The sequence below is a fragment of the Tunturiibacter psychrotolerans genome (genome assembly GCF_051013365.1).
In the GTDB taxonomy this organism is placed as follows: Bacteria; Acidobacteriota; Terriglobia; order Terriglobales; family Acidobacteriaceae; genus Edaphobacter; species Edaphobacter psychrotolerans_A.
Genome location: NZ_CP132941.1, coordinates 3,645,550 through 3,667,489, shown reverse-complemented (window position 1 = coordinate 3,667,489; position 21,940 = coordinate 3,645,550). Strand labels below are relative to the sequence as shown.

At 57.3% G+C, this 21,940-nt stretch carries 21 protein-coding genes; 13 read left to right on the top strand and 8 right to left on the bottom strand.

What is annotated here, in order from left to right; translation table 11 throughout:
• Positions 1-71 precede the first annotated feature (71 nt).
• The 13 genes from mdcA to RBB76_RS15265 all read left to right on the top strand — a co-directional run bounded on the left by mdcA (position 72) and on the right by RBB76_RS15265 (position 12,765).
• Complete coding sequence (gene mdcA / locus RBB76_RS15325; protein WP_429629973.1) at positions 72-1,730, top strand: malonate decarboxylase subunit alpha; 1,659 nt, start codon at positions 72-74, stop codon at positions 1,728-1,730.
• Positions 1,730-2,647 (top strand): triphosphoribosyl-dephospho-CoA synthase, encoded by a 918-nt coding sequence (locus RBB76_RS15320; RefSeq protein WP_429629975.1) that lies wholly within the window; start codon positions 1,730-1,732, stop codon positions 2,645-2,647. The genes mdcA and RBB76_RS15320 overlap by 1 nt, the downstream gene beginning before the upstream one ends.
• Positions 2,634-2,930 carry a malonate decarboxylase subunit delta gene (locus RBB76_RS15315; RefSeq protein ID WP_429629976.1) on the top strand — a complete coding sequence of 99 codons (297 nt, stop codon included), beginning with the start codon at positions 2,634-2,636 and terminating at the stop codon, positions 2,928-2,930. Before RBB76_RS15320 ends, RBB76_RS15315 begins: the two co-directional genes overlap by 14 nt.
• Positions 2,927-3,796 carry a biotin-independent malonate decarboxylase subunit beta gene (locus RBB76_RS15310; protein WP_429629978.1) on the top strand — a complete coding sequence of 290 codons (870 nt, stop codon included), beginning with the start codon at positions 2,927-2,929 and terminating at the stop codon, positions 3,794-3,796. The genes RBB76_RS15315 and RBB76_RS15310 overlap by 4 nt, the downstream gene beginning before the upstream one ends.
• Positions 3,793-4,626 (top strand): biotin-independent malonate decarboxylase subunit gamma, encoded by an 834-nt coding sequence (gene mdcE, locus RBB76_RS15305; RefSeq protein ID WP_429629980.1) that lies wholly within the window; start codon positions 3,793-3,795, stop codon positions 4,624-4,626. The genes RBB76_RS15310 and mdcE overlap by 4 nt, the downstream gene beginning before the upstream one ends.
• Positions 4,627-4,635: 9 nt before the next feature.
• Positions 4,636-5,583 (top strand): AEC family transporter, encoded by a 948-nt coding sequence (locus RBB76_RS15300; protein ID WP_429629982.1) that lies wholly within the window; start codon positions 4,636-4,638, stop codon positions 5,581-5,583.
• A 9-nt stretch (positions 5,584-5,592) separates the two neighbouring features.
• Positions 5,593-6,231, top strand: coding sequence for a malonate decarboxylase holo-ACP synthase (locus RBB76_RS15295; RefSeq protein WP_429629984.1), 639 nt, complete (start codon positions 5,593-5,595; stop codon positions 6,229-6,231).
• The gene (gene mdcH, locus RBB76_RS15290; protein WP_429629986.1) at positions 6,215-7,150 is read left to right on the top strand and encodes a malonate decarboxylase subunit epsilon; all 936 of its coding nucleotides are present in this window, start codon (positions 6,215-6,217) and stop codon (positions 7,148-7,150) included. Before RBB76_RS15295 ends, mdcH begins: the two co-directional genes overlap by 17 nt.
• Positions 7,151-7,518: 368 nt before the next feature.
• Complete coding sequence (locus tag RBB76_RS15285; protein ID WP_429629988.1) at positions 7,519-9,150, top strand: tetratricopeptide repeat protein; 1,632 nt, start codon at positions 7,519-7,521, stop codon at positions 9,148-9,150.
• Entirely contained in the window at positions 9,147-10,460 is a 1,314-nt protein-coding gene (locus tag RBB76_RS15280; protein WP_429629990.1) for an NfeD family protein, read from the top strand. The genes RBB76_RS15285 and RBB76_RS15280 overlap by 4 nt, the downstream gene beginning before the upstream one ends.
• A gap of 77 nt (positions 10,461-10,537) precedes the next feature.
• A complete protein-coding gene (locus RBB76_RS15275) occupies positions 10,538-11,221 on the top strand; it encodes an outer membrane beta-barrel protein (RefSeq protein ID WP_429629991.1) in 684 nt (227 codons plus the stop codon).
• 78 nt (positions 11,222-11,299) lie between these two features.
• Positions 11,300-12,079: a slipin family protein gene (locus RBB76_RS15270; RefSeq protein WP_429629993.1), complete on the top strand. Its 780-nt coding sequence runs from the start codon at positions 11,300-11,302 to the stop codon at positions 12,077-12,079.
• 2 nt (positions 12,080-12,081) lie between these two features.
• Positions 12,082-12,765, top strand: coding sequence for an SPOR domain-containing protein (locus RBB76_RS15265; RefSeq protein WP_429629995.1), 684 nt, complete (start codon positions 12,082-12,084; stop codon positions 12,763-12,765).
• On the opposite strand, the gene RBB76_RS15260 is transcribed toward RBB76_RS15265, so the two are convergent.
• From RBB76_RS15260 to RBB76_RS15225, 8 genes are all read right to left on the bottom strand, one after another.
• Positions 12,744-13,478, bottom strand: coding sequence for a lysophospholipid acyltransferase family protein (locus RBB76_RS15260; RefSeq protein WP_429629997.1), 735 nt, complete (start codon positions 13,476-13,478; stop codon positions 12,744-12,746). The genes RBB76_RS15265 and RBB76_RS15260 overlap by 22 nt on opposite strands.
• A 35-nt stretch (positions 13,479-13,513) precedes the next feature.
• Positions 13,514-14,947 (bottom strand): UDP-N-acetylmuramate:L-alanyl-gamma-D-glutamyl-meso-diaminopimelate ligase, encoded by a 1,434-nt coding sequence (mpl, locus tag RBB76_RS15255; RefSeq protein WP_429629999.1) that lies wholly within the window; start codon positions 14,945-14,947, stop codon positions 13,514-13,516.
• 16 nt (positions 14,948-14,963) lie between these two features.
• On the bottom strand, positions 14,964-15,908 hold the full coding sequence (locus RBB76_RS15250) for a S66 peptidase family protein (protein ID WP_429630001.1): 945 nt from the start codon (positions 15,906-15,908) through the stop codon (positions 14,964-14,966).
• Entirely contained in the window at positions 15,905-16,708 is an 804-nt protein-coding gene (dapF, locus tag RBB76_RS15245) for a diaminopimelate epimerase (protein WP_429630003.1), read from the bottom strand. The genes RBB76_RS15250 and dapF overlap by 4 nt, the downstream gene beginning before the upstream one ends.
• Positions 16,709-16,751: 43 nt before the next feature.
• Positions 16,752-18,371: a glycosyltransferase family 39 protein gene (locus tag RBB76_RS15240; RefSeq protein ID WP_429630005.1), complete on the bottom strand. Its 1,620-nt coding sequence runs from the start codon at positions 18,369-18,371 to the stop codon at positions 16,752-16,754.
• 73 nt (positions 18,372-18,444) lie between these two features.
• A complete protein-coding gene (locus tag RBB76_RS15235) occupies positions 18,445-19,389 on the bottom strand; it encodes a PfkB family carbohydrate kinase (protein ID WP_429630007.1) in 945 nt (314 codons plus the stop codon).
• Between the two features lie 67 nt (positions 19,390-19,456).
• Positions 19,457-20,323, bottom strand: a complete 867-nt coding sequence (gene mtnP / locus RBB76_RS15230) for an S-methyl-5'-thioadenosine phosphorylase (RefSeq protein WP_429630009.1) — start codon at positions 20,321-20,323, stop codon at positions 19,457-19,459.
• Between the two features lie 36 nt (positions 20,324-20,359).
• On the bottom strand, positions 20,360-21,931 hold the full coding sequence (locus tag RBB76_RS15225; protein WP_429630011.1) for a hypothetical protein: 1,572 nt from the start codon (positions 21,929-21,931) through the stop codon (positions 20,360-20,362).
• Between the last annotated feature and the right edge of the window lie 9 nt (positions 21,932-21,940).

The window sequence follows — 21,940 nt, the reverse complement described above, 5'->3', positions numbered from 1 at the left end:
ATAAAAACATACAACAGTCCTAATCACACGAACAGGAGTCCAATGGGTGTGTGCGAGAAAGGAGAAGTTGAATGGGTGATCGAATCCTCACAGGACAGCGGACCTCGTGGACAACCAGACGGGACGAGAAGCGACGTCGGCTCGAGAGCGTTAAGCCATGGATGAGAGGTCCGGTTTTGGCGCAAAACAAGATGGTCGAGGCTCTCGAAACCGTGATCCAGAGCGGCGACCGGGTTGTCATGGAAGGCGACAATCAAAAGCAGGCGGATTTTCTTTCGCGTTCGCTCGCTAAGGTGGATCCAAAGAAGATTCACGATCTTCATCTCATCATTTCAAGCATCAGCCGTCCCGAACATCTGACGGTCTTTGAGCTGGGCATCGCGAAAAAGGTAGATTTCGCTTTTGCCGGTCCACAGAGCCTGCGGGTCGCGCAACTTCTCGAAGATGGTGTTCTTGAAATCGGCGCCATTCATACTTACGTCGAACTTTATGCCCGCTTACTCGTAGATCTTATCCCGAACGTGGTACTGGTTTGCGCGGAGCAGGCGGATCAGGACGGCAATCTGTTTACAGGACCCAACACCGAAGATACCCCCGTAATTGTCGAGGCCGCCGCCTTCCACGACGCGATTGTGATCGTGCAAGTCAACGAGATCGTCGATACCTTGCCAAGGGTCGACATCCCCGGTTCCTGGATCGATATCGTTGTAGAGGCCGACAAGCCATATGCGGTGGAACCCCTTTTCACCCGTGATCCCCGCCACATCACCGATCTTCAGATCCTGACCGCGATGATGGTCATCCGCGGCGTCTACGAGAGACATCACGTCCAGTCGCTCAATCATGGAATTGGTTTCGACACGGCTGCCATCGAACTTCTTCTCCCTACCTATGGAGAGTCTCTCGGTCTTCGCGGAAAGATATGCATGCACTTTGCGCTGAATCCGCACCCCACACTAATTCCGGCTATCGAGAGCGGATGGGTCCAGAGCGTTCACTCGTTCGGAAGCGAAGTCGGAATGAATGAATACATCCGTGCTCGCCCCGATATCTTCTTCACTGGCCGTGATGGCAGCCTGCGCTCTAACCGTGTTCTCTGTCAGCTTGCTGGTCAGTACGCCGTGGATGCCTTTATCGGAGCAACGCTTCAGATGGATGGCGATGCTAATTCCTCTACGGTGACGACCGGTCGACTTGCAGGCTTCGGGGGGGCGCCAAATATGGGGCACGATCCTCATGGACGTCGCCATTCATCACCAGCCTGGTTAGATCTCAAGACCAATGCAGATCCCACCCTCCCGGGACGCAAACTGGTGGTTCAGACGCTTGAAACTTTTGCAAAAGGTGGTGAGCCAGCCTTTGTCGAAACTTTGGATGCAGTCGAAGTTGGCAAGAAGGCAGGCATGCCCATCGCACCGATCATGATCTATGGCCAGGACGTCAGTCATGTTGTGACGGAAGAGGGAATAGCTTATCTGTACAAAACCGAAGGTATTCGAGAGCGACGCAGGGCTTTGGCTGCCGTTGCAGGGATCAGTCCTGTCGGTCTTAAGGCAAAGACCAATGAGACAGCCGATCTTCGTCATCGCGGCATCGTCGCCTTTCCTGAAGATATTGGAGTCCATCGCCTCCAAGCTAACCGATCCTTACTCGCGGCCAGAAGTATGGAAGATCTGGTCGCATGGTCTGGTGGCCTTTATCAGCCGCCGGCCAAGTTCCGGAGCTGGTAATGAGACAGCTAAGACCAATCACGAAATCGTTTCAGCAGCTCAACGCTTTGGGCCGCTCTGAGTGGCTTTCAGAACTCGCCTGGCAATCGTTGATTGCTGAAGCAGAGCTCACACCTAAACCGGGTCTGGTTGATGGTCGCGGGTCAGGATCGCACTCGGATCTCTCCCTCGACCTAATGAGGAGATCTGCGGACGCGATTGCCCCATACTTTACGCGGATGGCTTTGGCATCCGCCGAAGTTCCGATGAGTACCAATCTGCGTGCGGTTGTTGCTGGCGTTGGTAGAGAAGCCGAAGCGGCGATGCTTCGCGCGACTTCAGGCAGCAATGCGCACAAGGGTGCCATCTGGGTTCTAGGGCTGTTGGTTTGTGGTGCAAGTCTGAGTGAAAGTTCCCGTCCGGAGCTGGTGGCGGAGGCTGCAGGCGATCTGGCGCGTTTGCCCGATCGTGCAAGCCCGCAGGCGGTATCTCACGGCGATGTTGCCCTTCAACGATATGGGGCAACCGGCGCTCGTGGCGAAGCCTACGGGAATTTCCCGCACGTCGTCAATGTCGGGCTTCCTGCATTGAGGGCCGCTCGCAGGAACGGCAGAACAGAGCGCGACAGTCGGCTCGCGTCACTTCTTGCGATTATGTCGCTTCTCGAGGACACCTGTGTTCTGTATCGAGGGGGACCTGTGGCACAAAAGATCGTGCACGAGGGTGTCGCTCGTGTCATCAAGATTGGCGGCCCGGGAAGCCCAAAGGGAGATGCGGCTTTGATCGAACTCGGGCAAGAGCTTGTCAGTCTGCGCATCTCTCCCGGCGGCAGCGCCGATCTTCTCGCAGCCACGCTCTTTCTGGACGCTCTCGAACGCGGCCTTGAACTAATGGAAGAGGACAACAGTCTAGTGGAGGAAGACAATGGAAAATATTGAGTTCAACTATCCTGAGGCGAAACGCCTCATCACGAGGAGAGCGCACGTCGGTGTCGTGGGCTCAGGCGATATGGAGGTCCTTCTCGAACCGAATAATGAGGATGGATCCCGTGTCTTCATCACGACCAGCGTCAATGGCTTCGGTGATGCGTGGAAGGCGGTCTTCGATCGTTTCTTCTCGAAGTTCGATGGGGCAGTCCGTATCCACGTTAACGATGCCGGCGCTACACCCGGCAGTGTGTTGCTTCGTCTTGAACAGGCAGTGGAGGTGATTGAGCAATGAACGCGCCAACCCTCATTCCCGATTTCGTCAACCGTAAGAGTTTTATCGAGCTGGACGCTCGTGCCCGTGCCCAGAGTCTCTTCGATGAAGGTACCTGGAAGGAACTCGTCGGTCCGTTCGATCGCATCGAATCTCCATGGCTTGCCAAGCAAGGCATCGCTCCACAATCTGATGATGGCTGCATCGTGATCAAGGGAAAGATCGGCGCATCTCCAGCAGTCGCTATCGCCTTTGAAGGAGCCTTCCAAGGTGGCAGCGTCGGCGAAGTATCGGGCGCTAAGATGACCGCCGCCCTGGACCTCGCCACGAAGGATTCCGAGGCGGGGAGACCGACCGCTGCAGTTCTTTTGCTCGAAACAGGCGGTGTTCGCCTTCAGGAAGCGAACCTGGGTTTGGCAGCTGTTGCCGAGATTGTCTCTTCAGCTATTGCCCTTCGTCAGCATGCGCCGGTGATCACAATCATTGCAGGCACTGTCGGATGTTTCGGCGGCATGTCGCTTGTAGCCGGCGTATCCAGCTACACCATCATGACGCGCGAAGCCCGGCTTGGATTGAATGGTCCCGAGGTGATTGAGCAGGAGTCCGGTATCGATGAGTTTGACTCTTCCGATCGAGCGCTCATCTGGGCGATTCATGGTGGAGAACAACGCGTCGGCATGGGACTCGCTGATTCGCTCGTCGAAGATGATGCCGACAGGATAGGCGCGGCAGTTCGTGATTTTGTCCACAAAGGCTCACCGAAAGAGCACCGCACCGAGCAGGTGGAACTTTATCGCGCTCGAATTGCGGCGCTTGATACGTCCAGCCAGATTGATCCGGGAACATTGCGGCAGCAGTGGGCGAACCACAAAGGAGGTGTGCGATGAAGGAACAAGTTGGATTGCGCGGCAAAATATGGTTCAAAGCCCTGTCTGGAAGCGACACTCCGAGTCATGGTGATCCAAACTCCGTGCTGGCTACAACTGCGTCGGTTGGAGATGAGTCAGCCCTGTTCCTCTGCGTTGTACCTGACAAGGACGGCCGATTTCCTTGTGTCCGCGATGGGCAAGTTGGACTCGAAGAAGCTTTCGCCCTTGCAACCCATGTTCGAGCGGCTATCGCAGAAGATCGCGATAAACCTTGTGAAGCGAAGCGTCCTATCATCGCAATCGTTGACGTCAAGAGCCAGGCCTACGGGCGTCGCGAGGAGACGGCCGGCATCTTTTTCGCCGCGGCTGCGTCAGCCGATGCATACGCATCGGCAAGGATGGCGGGACATCCAGTTATTTCGTTGGTAGCCGGCCACGCGTTTAGCGGCGGATTTCTCACTCACGGCTACCAGGCCAATCGCATTCTGGCGTTCGATGATGCAGGGATTACGATTCATGCAATGCATAAAGAGGCTGCAGCCAGGATTACGAGAAGATCGGTTGCGGAGCTCGAAAAACTGGGACATGAGATCGCTCCGATGTCGTATGACGTCCGGGACTACGCCAAACTCGGTCTCCTTTTCAAGCTGTTGCACGCCGACGATCCAAAACATCCGACCTCGAATGAGGTTGCCGAAGTGAGGAAAGCAATCACTGAGGCGATTGCCGATGCACGCAGAGGCAAGCTCGATCTGAGTAACAGGTGGGAGTCAGACGCGGCAAAGACAATGCGGAAAGGCACCCTCGCGGTGCGGGCCGCTCTTGAAGCCCAGTGGTTCACCGAGTAAGAGGCGAAAATGACTCTGATTCTTCTAGATGCGTTGCTCCCTATCTTCGTGGGCCTGCTTTTGGGATATATAGCAGGCCGGCGCGGAGTCATGGACAACCTGAATGTTCGGAATCTAATCGTGCTCGTGATGGACTTCGCCATCCCATGTGCGCTGTTTTCCACGATTAGCAGCACATCCTGGCCTGTGCTCCGAGAACAATGGGAATCCGCAGTGATGATTGCTGTCGTATTTGTGGCCTTGTATGCAGCCAGCTATGTCTGGGCAAGAAAAAGTCTCAAGATGCCCATCTCCGATGCCTCTGTACTTGCACTGACCGTGGGCTTTCCAAACGCTGCGGCTATAGCTTTGCCGTTATTGACCACCGCGTATGGCCCGAGTTCAAGAGTCACAGCAGCCCTTTCAATTGCAGTCGGAGCTATCACGATCTCTCCTATGACCATTGCGTTGCTGGAGTCCGACAAACTGTCCGATGGAAAGGGCGTCTCACTTCAAGTGGTTGCGATCAAGTTTCTTCGGGCGTTCACTCGTCCTGTGGTGTGGGCTCCTATGTTGGCTTTGGTAAGTGTCTACTTCGGTTTACATTTGCCATCCTATGTCGATCGGTCCTTGACGATTCTTGGGAGTGCGGCATCAGGATCGGCTTTGATTCTTACCGGGGTCGTCGTCTCCTCCCAGAAATTTCGCTTTGACAGAAAAGTCGCCTGGACCACTGCTGCAATCGTCCTGATTCAGCCCTTGTTTGCTCTTGGCATTACTGAGCTCTTTCATATGAATCATGCTGAAATCCGTAACATCACGCTTATCAGCGCGATACCAGGCGGTTTCTTCGGTCTCGTCTTCGGAAAGAGCTTCAATTCAACTCCTGAGACCGCCAGCTCGGGGCTGATTGCTTCGTATTGCGTCGGGGCATTTTCCATGGCTGGCTGGATGTTCGTATTGGCGAAGCATCTGTGAGGGAATCCAATGGTCGGCACGCCGCATATCCACGATCTCCTTCTCCTCAGAGGAGAGTCGGCGGTCACCTCCACTGCGGGGGCGCCGTGCCCATACCTCAATCTCAACCAGCGTCCCTGGGTCGTTGTGCGGAGAGGCCGCATCGCAGATGGATCGATCCCCGTAGGAGTGCGTGGAACGCAAAGGCACGAACGCTGCGCAGGGTTCACAGGATTGAGTGAAGTGTTAGAGACGCGGCGGCCAGATCAGCTGCGGCTGATACTCGCAGAGGATTCACGCCGGCCACTACAGGCGTTCCGGAGCCTGTCCTATCTCGAGAGCCATCTCGCCGGACTGGATTTGACTTGGGGGCCGGGTGGGAGTGTGGGTTATGAACTAGCCTCAGAGATACCGGCTGTCCGCGCTGACAGTGATTTAGACTTCATACTTTCTGCGCCACAAAAACTCGACCTTACCGAGGCACAGGATTTGTGGCGCATGATCAGCAGTGCTCCGGGAAAGGTTGATGCATTGGTTGAGACACCGTTCTGTGGTTTTTCTTTAGAGGAGTTCGTGACCGCATCATCTCGTAAGATTCTGCTTCGCACGAGTGACGGCCGTATTCTCGGCTGTAATCCCTGGAACCTATCGAATGGGAAGGACAGCTAACTTGAATACCGCATTTTTGTTTCCGGGACAAGGAGCGCAGAAACCTGCAATGCTTCACGAACTCGTTGATGATCCGGTTGTCGAGTTGACGCTTGACGAAATCAGCGACGTGTTGAGAACAGATGTTCGTCTGTTGGACTCGCCTGAGGCTTTGAATTCCACAGTATCGGTTCAACTGGCTCTTCTAGCCTCCGGAGTCGCTACAGCTAGAGCTCTGCAGAGACGTGGCGTCACCTGTTGTGCAGTTGCAGGCTTATCTGTAGGCGCCTTTGCAGCAGCAGTCGTTGCCGAGGCGATCACATTAAAGGATGCGGTAGTCCTGGTTCGTTCCCGCGCAGAGAAGATGGAACGGCTATATCCGGTCGGATACGGCTTGGCTGCCATCGTCGGTCTCAACGAGCGACAGGTTACAGCCATTGTCGATTCGGTACATTCGGCCGCGACCCCGGTATTCGTGGGAAATATCAACGCACCAAGGCAGATTGTAGTTGCAGGCTCCGTAGCAGGGATGCAGAAGGTTTTAGAAGAGGCGCGCAGGCAGGGGGCCGGCAAAGCTGAGCTCCTGCACGTTTCAGTGCCGTCCCACTGTCCTCTACTTTCATCGGTTGCTGATGCACTTCGGCTCCAGCTAAGCTCTATGGAGCTGAAGGCGCCCAAATTTCCCTATATCGCGAATGTGAACGGACGAGCTGTGCGCTCCGCATCGGGAGTAGCGACGGATCTGGCGGACAACATCGCCCACGGGGTTCGCTGGCATGACGCCACAATAATCGCGGAGGAGTTGGGCTGTAATCTCTTCCTTGAAATGCCGCCAGGCCACACGTTGACGGATCTCGTGGAAGAAAACGTTCCCGGCGTTACCTCTTCTGTCGTCACAAAGGACCTGTTCAAACACGTTTTGCGACTCGCCGCCGCTTAAAGTCCTATGTGTAGACACAGGCTAGTACCCACTCTGGACGATTGGTACCGGAATGTCCTGGTGCTAAAAATTCAATCCACCTGGACGTACAACCGTCTTCTCGGAAGGGTGGAACTGAACTGTCTGATGAGTCACATCTCCGGCAACTTCGATCCTCCCTCAATACACTCATTGAACTTGTGTAGAAACCGATTCGGTGGGATCGGTAATGAAAAACGCGCTTCGGTCGTGATCGTCGGCAGAAGTTTCCCAGAATTGTCTCCAAGCCGGAAGAGTCGCGCCAGGTTCAGTCTTCATCGCGGGGGTGAATTTTCCCATCCCTATAGCTATCCCCCGCCGCAAAAGCCCTGACCCTCTATACTCATACTGTGACGAAGCGCCTTCCAGTTCGCTCGATCCTTCAACGGCCCTGGCTCCTCCCGCTGCTCCTGCTATGCAGCATCCCTGCAATCTCGCAGTCTTCAGAACCTTCTGAGACCGGCGGCCGCGTCGTCCTCGTCCTGCCCTTCGACAATCGCTCCGGCCAGGCAGCCTTGGCGTGGGTCGGCGACTCCTTTCCCGACACGCTCAATCAGCGCCTCTCCTCAGCCGGCTTCCTCACCATCACACGCGAAGACCGACAGTACGCGCTTGACCATCTCGGTCTCCCCGTCGACTTCAGGCCATCTCGCGCAACCACGATACGCATCGCACAAAATCTCGACGCCGACTTCGTTATCGTAGGCAGCTACAACGTCATAAATGGACGCATCTCCGTGCAGGCACAGGTGCTGCAGGTCAACCAGCTCAAGCTCTCCGCCCCGCTGCAGGATTCGAGCGAACTCAACCGGCTCTTCGACGTCGAAAATGCCATCGCGTGGAAGGTAGCGCGCCAGATCGATCCGCACTTCAACGTGGCTCAGCAGACTTTTCTTGCCGCGTCCGGTGGAGTCCAGCTCAGCGCCTTTGAGAACTACATTCGCGGCACCGATGCGCAAACCCCGCAGGAGAGAATCAAGCGCCTGCAAGCGGCCATCCTGGCCGATCCAAACTATCCCGCAGCGCTTCTCGCTCTCGGCAAAGCGCAATACACGGAGCGCGAATACGACCAGGCCGCAGCGACGCTTGCAAAGATCGCTCCAACCGATCGACGAGCGCTTGAGGCCAGCTTCTTTATCGGCCTGGCACGCTTCAACACCGCGAAGTACGCCGAGGCCGAATCTGCCTTCGCCTTCGTCGCCAGCCGGCTCCCTCTTCCCGAGGTGGTTAACAATCAGGCCGTCGCCTCCAGCCGCCAGGGCCACAACGCCATTCCGTTATTTCAACGCGCCTCGACCGCCGACCCTAACGACGCGGACTACCACTACAATCTGGCCGTCGCGATGTATCGTCAGGGTGACTTCGCAGGAGCCAAACGCGAGGTCGACCAGGCATTGAAACTCAAGCCAGCAGACACCGAGGCGGCGCAACTCAAGACCAGTATCACCGCGGGACGCACACCACCTCCCGCCAACGCCGCAGCCACCACCGAGGCAAACTCCGACTTCGATCCGCTCGAGCGCATTCGCCGCACCTACTCGGAAGCCTCCTTCAGGCAGGCGGCCTTTCAACTCGATCAGATGCGTGCGATGCGGCTGGCCACTTTGCCACCCGCTGAACAGGCGGCCGAGTACACCAAACAAGGTCACGAGTATCTAGCGCAGGGATTGGTTCCTGAAGCCGAGCAGGAGTTCCAAGCTGCAATCGCCGCCGATGCGTCCAGTGCAGAGGCGCACGCCGGCCTAGCCCAGGTGCGTGAGCGTAGCGGAAACTCAGCTGACGCCCGCGCAGAAGCGGAAAGCTCAATCAAACTCCACCCGAACGCCCCCGCCTACCTTGTTCTCGCCCGGCTCGATCTCCAGACCAACGACACAACCGCCTCGGCCGCCAATGTCAGCAAAGCACTCCAGCTCGAGCCGAAGGATACCGCCGCGCAAGGCATGCGGCAGGCCCTGCTGGCACGCGGACAGAGCTTGCAATGACTCGCGTCACCAGGTTCGCCCTCCTGCTGATGGCGATCTTCTGCGCTCTTCCAGCAACGCTTTTCGCCGCCTCTGACACTCCCGGCACCATCGTCAAACTCACGATCCACGACACCATCCAGCCCATCACCGCGGACTATCTTCAGCGCGGACTTCGCGAAGCCGCACGCATCCACGCCCAGGCAGTCCTGATCTCCATGGGCACACCCGGCGGTCTACTCGAATCCACCAGAGTCATGGTTCAGGCCATCGAGAACTCGCCCGTCCCAGTCATCATCTTCATCTCGCCAACCGGCAGCAGAGCAGGCTCCGCTGGCTTCTTCCTCCTCGAATCCGCCGACATCGCCGCCATGGCCCCAGGAACCAACGCCGGCGCGGCCCATCCCATCGTCGAAGGCACCAAGCTCGATCCCATCCTCAAACAAAAGATCGAGAACGACGCCGCAGCCTTCCTGCGCTCCTACACCTCACGCCGTGGCCGCAACGTCGAAGCCGCCGAAGACGCCGTCCGCAACTCGAAGTCCTACAGCGACGAAGAAGCCCTCAAACTAAAACTCATCGACCTTGTCTCACCCGACGACGACTCCCTCCTAAAAGCTCTCGATGGCCGCGAGATCCATCGCTTCGACGGCACCGCCCAAACCCTGCATCTCCAGGGGGCTACGATCGTCACCACCGCCCCCTCCCAGCGCGAACGCCTCCTCAGCAAACTCACCAACCCCGACATCGCCGTTCTCCTGATCGTCCTAGGCGGCCTCCTCATCTACCTGGAGTTCAACGTTCCCGGCACGGTCGTCCCGGGCTCCATCGGCACACTCTTCGTTCTCCTCGGTCTCTTCGGCCTGAATCTCCTCCCCGTCCGCCACACTGCCATCGTTCTCCTGATCGCAGCTGTCGTCATGATGCTCCTCGAAGCAAAGTTCAGCAGCCACGGCGTTCTCGCAATCGCAGGCATCGCATCACTCATCTTCGGGCTGGCCACCCTGGTCGACGGCCCCATCCCCGAACTCCGCGTCCATCTCGCGACAGCCCTGGGCGCAGGCCTTGGCTTTGGCACCATCTCCTTCGGTCTGGCCTGGATAGCCCTCCGCGCCCGCCGCAGCAAGGTCCTCACCGGCCCGCAAGCCATGATCGGCGGCACTGCCATCGTCCGCACCCCGCTCTGCCCCACCGGACAGGTGGAGATCCGCGGAGAGCTCTGGCAGGCGTCCCTGCGCGGCCCGGAATCACTCGCCGTCGGGTCTTTAGTCTCCGTCCGCGATCTGGATGGCCTCGTTCTCGTCGTCGAACCCGCGCAAAAGCCGGTTTGACGCGCCTCCGAGCCCCCATCCACCCCCACGCCAGAGTAGACTGAAAGGATAGAAGTTTTCGCTAAGGGAGTTCTTGCTTGATTTTGAATGTGTCACCCCAGTCCTGTGTTCGGAGTGTTTTATTTTGCCTGCTGCTCACCCTGGCAGGATCAACCGCCAAAGCTCAGGCCACCCAACAAAGCTCGGGTCTGGACCGTCAGCTCCAGCGTCTCGACATCGGAGTAGCCGCTTCCGCGATTATCAATAAAGACTCCAACGGAACCGTCCTCATCAATACTGTTCCAACCGCAGTCAACCTTCATCCGGGAAACACGGTAGGTCCGCTCGTCACGATTCGTTACACCGTCTCCCCCTACGTCGGCTTCGAGTTCAACTACGGGTATGCCCGCTACACGCAAACCTTCACTCCCTTCGGTGCTACGCCGGTAGGAGGAGTCCAACAAAACGCCTCCGAATACAGCTTTGGCTACGTCGTCCACCCCAAGCGTCAGTTCCACGGCGTCAATCCGTTCATCGGTGGAGGCGCCGGTACAACTGCCTTCCGACCCACACCCGGCGGCGGTGAAGGTCTGGCGCCCCAGGCTCGTGCGACTTACTACTACAACGTCGGAGGCGACTACATGCTGAACAAGCACTTCGGTGCACGTGCCGAGTTCCGCGAAACGTTCTTCAAGGCACCCGACTTCGAGACCAACTACCTGACCATCCAGAAGCACACTACCGAGTTCCAGCCGGGATTCGGCTTTTTCTACCGCTTCTAGCTAGCAACACGAGCCGCCGCTGCGCCTGCTTTACAATCGCAGCGGCGGCAGCAGTCTGGCCGACAGAGGTCCCACCCTATGATGTCTCTCCCACTTCTCTTTGCCATCGTCATCGTCGTTCTCTACCTGGCCAACTCCCTCAACATCCTTAAAGAGTACGAGCGAGGCGTTATCTTTCGCCTCGGCCGAGTCAAGCAGGCAGCCGCCGGACCGGGCCTCATCTGGATATTCCGCCCCCTCGATCAGATCGTTCGCGTCAGTCTCCGCCAGGAGGCGATGGAAGTCCCCCCGCAGGACGTCATCACCCGCGACAACGTCACCCTCAAGGTCAACGCCGTCATCACCCTCCGCGTCGTCGACCCCACCAAAGCAGTCATCGAAGTCGCCAACTACATCTATCAAACCTCGCAGTTCGCCCAAACCACCCTGCGCTCGGTCCTCGGCGAAGTCGACCTCGACGGTCTGCTCGCCCATCGCGAAGCCCTGAACATCCGTATCCAGACCATCATCGACGGCCACACCGCACCCTTCGGCGTCAAAGTCGTCTCCGTCGAAGTAAAGCAAGTCGATATGCCCGAGTCCATGCTCCGCGCCATGGCCAAGCAGGCCGAAGCCGAACGCGAACGCAGAGCGAAGATCATCCACGCCGAAGGCGAGTTCAACGCCGCCGCCAAGCTCGTCGAAGCCGCCCAACTCATGGCCACCCAGCCCATGACCCTCCAACTCCGCTACCTCCAGACCCTCACCGAGATAGGTGTCGAGAAAAATACCACCATCGTCTTTCCCCTTCCAATGGAGCTGATGAACCTGTTCAATAAGACACTGACGCCCGACCCGGCGCTGGAGAAGAAGGTCTGACCGTGAACAGCCGCTACCAGAACGACGACGACTTGCAGGATCTTCGCGACTCTCGCGGACAGGACCGTGAGATCTCGCTTGGCACCACCACTATCCTTGGTATCTTCTTCGCGCTCGCTCTACTCTGCGCGGTTTTCTTTGGCTTCGGATACTCCCTCGGCAAGCGTTCGACCCCGCCTGTCGTCAGCGCAGCGGAACTCCCCGCCGTAAGCTCGGAGTCCAGCGCCTCCAAGCCCGCGCCCGGAAGTCCCTCGACTCACGCCGCATCCGCTCTGCCTGCAACATCGTCCGATGATGCAGCCCCGACCACCATCGTCACGGACGCTTCAACAACATCCTCAGAAACTACCCAGCCCGCTCCCGCCCTCACCCGGGTCAAAGCCGTCGCCGCAGACTTTCGTACTGACCCTCCCACCAGGCCTGCCACTCTCAAGCCCGCAGCAGTCGCCTCCATCACCCCCGCCACACCGGGAGCACCTGTAGTCCAAGTAGCCGCCGTCTCACACCAGGAAGACGCCGACGTCCTCATCAAGGCTCTGAAGCACCGAGGTTACAACGTAGCCGTCCATCATGAGCCGCAGGACAAGCTGCTCCACGTCCAGATCGGGCCCTTTCCGACCAAAAAAGATGCCGATGCCATGAAACAGCGCCTTCAGACAGACGGCTACAACGCCATCGTCAAATAATCCGCCGGCTTCATCTCCGGCGGTAGCGCCTCTGCGATCGCGTTCCTGACCGCCCGCATTAGCTCCTCCCGCGTCGCATAATCCGACGGCTCGATCGCCGGCAGCAATCGAATCCGCGCCACCCCCGGCACAATCGCATTGCTTCCCTTCCGCATCATCGTCTGCGTACCCGAGACCGCGATAGGAACAATCGGCGCCTTCGTCTCCAGAGCCAGGAAAAAAGGTCCCTTCTTGAAGGCCGAAAGTCTTCCATCGAGAGAGCGCGTTCCCTCCGGATACACCAGGATATGCAACCCCGACCGAACCGCATCGACTGCAGCCGCCACACTGGCCTGCGCAGCATCGCGGCGGCTTCCACGCTCCACCGGTACAAACTTCGCCATCCGCATCGCCCTGCCCAGGATCGGAATGTTCATCAACTCCTTCTTCAATAGCACCGAGCTACGCCCAGGCAGAAGTGGAATCGTCACCGGAGGATCAAGGTTCGAGACATGATTGCTCATGAAGATGCAGCTGCGGCCAGGCGGAATATTTTCAAATCCACCGATGTCGATCTTTATTCCCGCCGCGCGCACGCCCGCATTCGTGATCCACATCGCAACCCGATAGAGCCGCGTGATATCCCCAACCAGCAGCGTGTAAGGAATTCCGATGATCCCTGCGATTGGACCGAGTGCGAGATAGACAAAGACGAGCTTGAGGGTCGCGAACATACCACCTTCAAGGATACCGTAAGAAACCGGCCGATCTACGCCCTCGTCGTTCGACCCGCAATCCCCTTCGGCAGCTTCCCGTAGATATTTCCGAACCCGCCATTCGAAAGGATCGCGACGACGTCTCCCTCTTGCAGCTGCGGCACAACTGCTTCGACGATCGCATCCGCATCGGCCAGCAAACTTGCAGGCACGCCCCTGCTAGTTAGAGCACTCACCACGTTCTCAGGGTGCAACCGCTCGTTCGCCGGAATGCTCTCGGATTTGAAGACAGAGGCCAGCACAACGCGATCCGCCAACGCCAGACTGTCCACCAGGTCGAGCTCGAACACATTCCGTCGCAACGTATTCGATCGTGGCTCGAGCACCGCCCAAAGTCGTCGGTTCGGATAAGACTCACGCAGCGCCCGCAGCGTCTCGCGAATCGCCGTGGGATGGTGCGCAAAATCATCAATAATCGTTACGCCACCGACAACAGCGCGAACCTCGAGCCGGCGCTTCACACTCTTGAACGTCGCCAACGCCTCGACAATCGCCTCCGTCGAAACCCCCTGCCCTGCCGCCAGAGCAGCAGCAGCCGTAGCATTCAGGGCATTATGCGCACCCGCCATCGGCAAGCTCAAATCGGCAAACGCAGCACCCGCACGCGTTACCGTCCAGCGAGTCAACGCCCCCTCATGCCGCAGGTCGGTAAGCCGCCAGTGTGATAAAGGATCGAAGCCATATCGCTCCACCGCACAGAAGGCCTTCTCGACACACTCGCTCACGTTCTCGCTGCCATCAAACGCAACGATCCGCCCCCGCCCTGGCACAAGATTCACCAGCCGCTTGAAAGCAGTCTTCACCGCCGGAAGGTCGGCATAGATATCCGCATGATCGAACTCCACGTGCGTCAAGATCAACGCATCCGGAAAATAATGAAGAAACTTCGGCCCCTTATCGAAGAACGCAGTATCGTACTCATCGCCCTCAAGCAAAAACGGCTTGGTCGGACGAACCTTGAAGCTGGTGCCAAAGTTCTCCGCGACTCCGCCAATCAGAAACGACGGCGCCAACGCAGGGGTTTGCCGCGACGCAACCTCATAGATCCAGGCCAACATGCTCGTTGTGGTCGTCTTGCCATGCGTTCCGGCAACCACCAGCGATTCGCGCCCCGGCAAGAACTCATCATGCAAAATCGCAGCCATCGAACAAAACGGAATCCGCGTATCCAAAACATACTCAAGCTCGACATTGCCGCGCGAGATCGCATTCCCAACCACAACCAGATCAGGCCTCGGCTTCAGATTGCTCTCTGCAAAAGGCTCATGAATTGGAATACCGAGCGATGCCAACAGATCGCTCATCGGCGGATAGGCCGCCGTATCGGAGCCCGTCACCCGATGCCCCTGAAGCTGTAGCATCCCGGCCAGCGACGCCATCGCCGTCCCGCAAATACCGATCAGATGGATATGTTTGGAATTTTGCATGTCGCGAGACTCCAGCCTAACCGCTCACCGCTGCTTCGAGAAGGTGCATCTGCGGATTCCTCGGCTCGGTCAAATCCAGACGCGCAGACACGCCGAGCGGCAGCGTGACGTTATACGTGCTTACATGCCCACACCGCAAGCCAATACCGATCGGACCGTCAAACTCACGAAGCGCATGAAGAATCGCTCGCTCGAGATACTCCGCCTCCCCAGGCGAAACATTTTGCCCCATATCCCCAAAGACAATCCCCGTCACCTTCTCAAGAATCCCCGCATAGCGAAGATGAAGCAGCATCCGATCCCATTGGTAAGCCTTAGTCCCAATGTCTTCGAGAAAAAGAATGCTTTCCTTCTCGATACGTGGCGCATACGGCGTCCCAAGCGCTTCCGCAATGATGGAAAGACATCCCCCCGTTACCATACCTTCCGCACGCCCCGCCCGCAGCACACGAAGCCCCTCCGCTTCCCCAAGCGACCACGCGCTATCGCCCGTCAAACTTTGCTGCCAACTCGGCAGATCCGCGCCATCGTCCCGTGAAAAATCGGCCGCCGCCATCGGACCATAAAAGGTAACAAGATTCGCTTCCCTATGTAGCCAGCAATGAAGAGAGGTGTGGTCGCTGTATCCGACAAACGGCTTGGGATTCGAACGAACCAACGCCGCATCAAGATAAGGAAGCAACTCCGCCGAACCCCAGCCACCACGCGTGCAGACGATCCCATCAACTTCAGGATTCGCGAATGCCGCATGAAAGTCGTGGAGACGATCCTCAAGCTTCCCCGCATAGTACAGTGGCCCACTATCCAATGCATGCGATCCAAGCACAGTCTTGTACCCTAGTCGCCGGAGATGCGCCACGCCGCGCTCGACCAACTCCGACTTGGTCGCACTCGCCAGCGACAAAATCGCAAGAGTCGCTCCCGGACGCAATCCGCGAGGTTTGATGTGTGGCGATGTCACAGTGCAGTGACCTCACCGCGGCAGACTATCTCCGCCGGCCCCGTCAGACGCATCACAGCATCGTTCGCAGGCCACACCGTACGCTGGGGTCCGCCTTCAGCAACAGCAGTCAATGCACGCTCCGCCCCACGTAACGCCATAGCCGCCGCAGACGAAGCACAAGTCCCCGTGCCGGACGAGGTAGTGGGCCCGCATCCCCGCTCAAAGATACGAAACCCAATCTCAGAGGGCGACACAACACGAACGAACTCCACGTTTGTCCCATGAGGAAAAAGGGGACTTACGCTGATCTGCGCCCCAAGCTCCTGCCAGCTCAGCCCATGCGCGCTAAAGTCTTCTTTGTCGACAAAGAGAACGAAGTGAGGGTTTCCAACATTCACCATCGCACCAGGGACCTCGCCAACGCCCGGCAGCACAATCGTGCGCTGCATCACACGCGGAATACCCATCTCGCTCTCGATCAGGTACAGCGGATCGTTCGCCTCAATCACATGACAAGTCCGAAGCCCGCCATGAGTCCCCAGCGCCACTTCCCTTCGCCCTTCGCTGCTGGCCAGCCACGCCGCCACGCAGCGCGTGCCGTTACCCGAAAGCTCTGCCTCGCTACCATCCGCATTGAAGAGCCGCAGAAAAAACTCACCGCCGGGCTTTCGCTCCAAAAATTCAATGCCATCCGCTCCAACGCTCGTAGTCCGCGCACAAAGCTTGCGTGCGAGTTCGGCATGACGACGCTGTGCCAATAGCTCCTCGATGATCAGAAAATCATTGCCACAAGCATGCGCTTTGATGAAGGGAATCATGTGCTCCTATTGTGCCTCAAGACTTATGGATAACCGGCGACTTTCACTTAGCCGGACCCGCATTCACCCGATCGGACCTATAAATACGTGCGCAAGGTTGACCTGTCGTGCACAGAATCGTCACCTCAGTAAGCCCTTCTGGATGCGCGGCAACAGCCTGGGCCACCGGATCCCCGGCAATCGCGACAACATAAACAGCATGCTCGGCAGGCGCAGCCAGCGCGGCCTGAAAACCGTCGCTGTCCCCTTCGTTGACTGTCATCCGAAGAGGAATCCCAGCATCCTGAAGCGCCCCGACGTGATCGGAGTTGTACATCAAGATCGTCGACCCGTACGGAAACCCGCCCAATTGACGCGCCAGCGCCGTCTCAAACCCGACGCGAGTCGTCGAATTGACCAGCGCCTCCTTCAGCACCAGCGGCGTGCGATACATCATCCCCACCGTATTGAGCGCGATCAGCAGAAGTGCAATTGGCTGCATCAGTCTCTTGGCCATCGGCTGCGTCTCACTCCATCGCCGCTCAATCCACTGCACCGCCAGAAATGCAAAGACCGCCAACGCAGGCAGCAACTCCATCCCGTAGCGCGAGTTGTAGTGAGAGTGTGGCCAAAGCTGCGGAATGAAGATTGGCACCGAACCATACGCAACCGAGTAGATATAAAAAGGCAGCGGCATCCACAGCAACAGCGACGACAGCACGAAGCGACGCCGGATTATCAAAATCAATCCGCCCACCGCAGCACCCATCAACACAAAGCCGGTCTCCCAAAACGCTGCGTCGACCTGTGCGGTGCGAGTGTAGAAGAGCAACGCCCATGCGGGATTGTGCCACCCGCGATGATGATGGCCATTGGGCGGCATCGTCTTCTTTTCGATGGCTGCCGCCGAATAAGGCCCACGCATAAAGTCCAGAGGATCATGAAAAAAATGTTGATTGTAAGCAAGCCAGCTAACGGGCCCCGCAAGCACCAGAAGCGTAAAAACAATAAAAGAAGAACCGACGCTACGCCACACCTCACGTTCACGCACCAAAGAGAACGTAACAACACACCAAACCGCAGCACCCAGAATCCAGCCGTCGTACCTGGTAAACACCGCAGCCAGAATGAAGATTCCGAGCAGAAGTAGACGGCTTCTAACCACACTCTGCTGAGAGTTCTTGATCGCAGAAACACACTCTACCGTCAGCAGCGTCGTCCAGATCAGAAGCATCAAGAACAGCGGCTCCGTCATCGCTGTCGTCGAAAGATAAAGCAGATTCGGATTCAGTGCGTAAAGAGCCGTTGCAGCAAGCGCCCAGCGAGGAATCATCATCCAACGCGCAAGCCGATAGATACCCGCAACGCTGGCGATATAGCAGATTAGCGAAGGCCATGCTCCTGCAAGCCCGTTCTGCCACCACTCCATCTTCTGAACAAATGGAAGCATCAGCAGATGCGGCAGCGGCAACCACACTCCCCCAAGCTGAACCAGTCCGGGGTTGTGCGAATCCAGAATGCGACGCGCAATTCCAAGATGTGCGACCGCATCGCCGTACAACAACAAATAGCCGTGCGAATAAGACAGAAGCAGCGCGATGAAAGACAACAGCACAGCAGCCAACGCGACAGGAAACGTCTCCTGCCGCGTCGCCGGTGTCACCGCTTCGGGGTCCAGCTTCACCGAGCCAGAATCAGCGACACGTCCTGCGAAGCCAGATGCCGCTGATCTGCCCGGTCGAGAAGCTCGAGACGATTTAGACGCCCGCATGTTCAAGGTGCGAGATCTCCAAAAAGAGCTTGAACCGTTCGTCAATCTCTTCGCGAGAGACATTCTGCAGACGCTCGGTTCCAAAACGCTCCACGGCAAACGAACCCATCACTCCGCCGTAAAACATCGCAGTACGAAGAACCGCCGGAGTCAACGCCGGCTGAGACGCTAGGTATCCATAGAAGCCGCCAGCGAAAGAATCGCCAGCACCCGTTGGATCGACGACCTCTGCGAGCGGAAGCGCAGGTGCCCGGAACGGACGCAACGCCTTGCCGCCACCTGGAAACGAACGGTCGCTGAAGAAAGCAGTCGCACCGTACTCGCCATGTTTGACGATGAGGGTCTTCGGCCCCATCGCAAGTACTTTATTGGCGGCAACAACCAAATTCCTTTCACCGGCCAGCATGCGCGCCTCGCCATCGTTAATCAGCAGTACATCCAACTCTCGCAGCACCTTAGCAAGATTTGCCGAATGATCGGCGATCCAATAATTCATCGTGTCGCCGCACACCATGCGAACCTTCGGCATCTGGCTACGCACACGCGCCTGCAGGACAGGGTCAATATTCGCCAGAAAAAGGTACTCGCTGTCTCTATACGCATCCGGAATCTTTGGCTCGAAAGTCTCGAACACATTCAGGTCGGTACCAAGCGTCTTGGCTTCATCCATATTTCCCGAATAGGACCCCGTCCAATGAAAACTAAGCCCCTCAGAGCGTTCGATACCTTTCGTATCAATGCCGCGACGAGTAAAGATCGCCTCGTGCTCAGCAGTGAAGTCTTTCCCAACCACACCAATGACGCGCACCGGGGTAAAGTAACTCGCAGCAAGTGAGAAATGCGTCGCCGCGCCGCCCAGGCAGTCCTTCACAGCGCCGTGAGGAGTTTCAATGCTATCGAATGCCACTGAACCTACAACTAGAATTGACATAGACTCCTTATGGATTACTTAATTAGTAACTGTTTTTGCTACATAAATAGTGGACACGCAAAAGTTCTTAGAGATATTTATCAATCAGCAACGAGAGCTTCTGCTTTGTCTCTTCTGGAATAGCCTTACGATCCGTGAGGATGGCATACTTCAACGCATCGACACAGGCACAGCCCTTCGTCGTCTCCGCTGCCATCGCCGCAACAGCTGCTCGCACTACCTTTGATGCGTTGTCTGCGTTCTGGTGCATCACCGCAACAATCTGATCCACGGTGACATCATCGTGGCCTTCACGCCAGCAATCGTAATCTGTGACCATCGCCACGGTGGCATAGCAAATCTCAGCTTCCCGAGCCAGCTTTGCCTCCTGCAGGTTGGTCATCCCAATTACATCCGCACCCCAGCTCCGATAAAGATTCGACTCGGCTCGCGTAGAGAACTGCGGCCCTTCCATACACACGTAAGTTCCACCGAGTTTGCCGACCACGCCAACAGTATCGCAAGCCTGTTTCAGCACATTGGCGAGAGCCGCGCAGACCGGATCGCCGAACGCGACGTGAGCGACGATGCCGTCGCCAAAAAACGTAGACGCCCGAGCAAAAGTGCGGTCGATAAACTGATCTGGAATCACAAAGTCCGTCGGCTTGTGCTCCTCTTTCAACGAGCCCACCGCCGAGACCGAAAGAATGCTATCGACCCCAAGCATCTTCATCGCGAAGATGTTCGCGCGAAAGTTCAACTCACTTGGCAGAATGCGATGGCCACGCCCGTGTCGAGCAAGAAACGCGACATTGCGGCCTTCAAGTTCACCCAACACAAATGCATCGGACGGCTCGCCGAATGGAGTCGTCACGCGCTCCTCGCGCACATTTGTAAGTCCGGGCATAGCGTACAGACCGCTGCCCCCGATAATTCCAATCTCTGCCTTCTTCAAAATGCTGTTGCTCCCTTTGCGAACGTCGTCCGGCTGTTACTTCGCCCCTCTGGAAGTATACCGTTGCAGGCTACTTTCACTCACCGCACCAAACGACGCCAGAATGTGTGACATCGAAAAAGCCGGTTCCGACAACGGTATGGCAGCCTGCTGCATCGGCCCCTCTGGCTGCACGCTTACGATCGTGTCGCGCAGCTTTCGTGCCAGCGCAAGGTTGAAACCCTCGCCGATAAATACGCCATCCCCCACCCGCGAGATCAAAACATCTCCCTCATTCGTGGAGTAAACAAGCTCGGTGTCATCGGTCTCATCCTTCTTCCGCTCCACCACGTTGGAATACTTCCTTGGAATCTGTGCAGCATAGACACGCAAGAATGACCGTGCCGAGTCCGTATTCTTCCAGCGCGAGTAATAGAGCAACCCAATAGACGCCGTCGACTCCTTCTCTGCCTCAGTCACAGCCGATTTGCGTTGCGCCGCATAGTAGACTCCGCCATTCCACTCCGGCGCAAGCGCAGTTGCAATCTCTCTCCCACCGAACAGCTCCGCAAGGATGCGAACATCCAGCTCCCCCATCACGCCAACGTCATATGGCGTGTACTCGGGATCAAGCAGCGGATGAATGTCCGGCAATCGAATCACCGGCACAGGTGCGTGAGCCATGTAAGCGTCCGGATGCATAATTTCGAAACTGGAGGAGGGCGGATTCGCAAGCACGCCGCCGAACGCAGCCTCTTTCCCTGCCTTCACCAGAATCGCCTGCTCAAAGCTCAGTCCCTCGCCATACGGAAACAGCAGAGACTCCTGCAGCAGCAACGGCGCCCGCGCCATCACAGGAGAGCAGCCAGTATCCGCCACCTGCTCCTTCAGCCGGTCGGCAAGATCCGGCGCATCGGCGATCGTCTTGCCCGAAGACCGCAGTGTGTAGTCGATGAAAACGGCCATCGCCTGTCCCTCGGCCACTGCGGTGCGCGCGGTGTCAGCCTCATCCACCTGCAGGTGATGATTATCTTCCTGCACATTGTGGGCGGTACTTTCCAGGCTCACGTCAGACCACTTCGTAAGATCAATCTTCTGATCCTGCAGTGCATGTGTCAGTTCATGCGCCAGGACAGGCTTCTGCTCGTCGGGCTCGATCCAGTCCAACAGGTTCACTGTCTTCGTCTTGTTGTCATAAAAACCAGCGATCTGCTCCGTCAGCAAAGACAGCAGAAACGATCGAAGATGAAAGTCGCGATCCAGCATCCCAAACTTCTTGAGCACAATCTCCGACCGCTCCATCCGTTTGGCGCCTTCATCCTCATCGAACTTCTCTTTCAGGTAACGATTCACCTGATCCCGTGAGATGAGTTTTCGTTTGACGGCATGTTCAATCGGCAATTTGGTGTCGCTGCTGACGAAGCCAAGAATCTCATCCACCGAGCGAAAAAGCTCCTTCGCCTGTTGCTTCGTCATAGGCTGCTGGCTGCCGGAAGGCCCACAATTCTCAGGTGCACTGGGAGTCGCCGTCTGCGCTCCGTAAGCTATAAAACTGGTCGACAACAGCGCAACACCCGCGACCAACCCAATCGAACTCCGGCTCCCGCCACAAAGCACACCCTGCAACATAACCCTCTC

Excerpts from the sequence above, each read along its gene's own strand:
- RBB76_RS15315 (WP_429629976.1), top strand. The coding sequence starts at position 2,634 with ATGGAAAATATTGAGTTCAACTATCCTGAGGCGAAACGCCTCATCACG.
- RBB76_RS15280 (WP_429629990.1), top strand. The coding sequence starts at position 9,147 with ATGACTCGCGTCACCAGGTTCGCCCTCCTGCTGATGGCGATCTTCTGC.
- RBB76_RS15270 (WP_429629993.1), top strand. The coding sequence starts at position 11,300 with ATGATGTCTCTCCCACTTCTCTTTGCCATCGTCATCGTCGTTCTCTAC.
- mdcH (WP_429629986.1), top strand. The coding sequence starts at position 6,215 with ATGGGAAGGACAGCTAACTTGAATACCGCATTTTTGTTTCCGGGACAA.
- RBB76_RS15295 (WP_429629984.1), top strand. The coding sequence starts at position 5,593 with ATGGTCGGCACGCCGCATATCCACGATCTCCTTCTCCTCAGAGGAGAG.
- RBB76_RS15235 (WP_429630007.1), bottom strand. The coding sequence starts at position 19,389 with ATGTCAATTCTAGTTGTAGGTTCAGTGGCATTCGATAGCATTGAAACT.
- mpl (WP_429629999.1), bottom strand. The coding sequence starts at position 14,947 with ATGCAAAATTCCAAACATATCCATCTGATCGGTATTTGCGGGACGGCG.
- mdcE (WP_429629980.1), top strand. The coding sequence starts at position 3,793 with ATGAAGGAACAAGTTGGATTGCGCGGCAAAATATGGTTCAAAGCCCTG.
- RBB76_RS15300 (WP_429629982.1), top strand. The coding sequence starts at position 4,636 with ATGACTCTGATTCTTCTAGATGCGTTGCTCCCTATCTTCGTGGGCCTG.
- RBB76_RS15260 (WP_429629997.1), bottom strand. The coding sequence starts at position 13,478 with ATGTTCGCGACCCTCAAGCTCGTCTTTGTCTATCTCGCACTCGGTCCA.
- mdcA (WP_429629973.1), top strand. The coding sequence starts at position 72 with ATGGGTGATCGAATCCTCACAGGACAGCGGACCTCGTGGACAACCAGA.
- dapF (WP_429630003.1), bottom strand. The coding sequence starts at position 16,708 with ATGATTCCCTTCATCAAAGCGCATGCTTGTGGCAATGATTTTCTGATC.
- RBB76_RS15225 (WP_429630011.1), bottom strand. The coding sequence starts at position 21,931 with ATGTTGCAGGGTGTGCTTTGTGGCGGGAGCCGGAGTTCGATTGGGTTG.
- RBB76_RS15310 (WP_429629978.1), top strand. The coding sequence starts at position 2,927 with ATGAACGCGCCAACCCTCATTCCCGATTTCGTCAACCGTAAGAGTTTT.
- RBB76_RS15320 (WP_429629975.1), top strand. The coding sequence starts at position 1,730 with ATGAGACAGCTAAGACCAATCACGAAATCGTTTCAGCAGCTCAACGCT.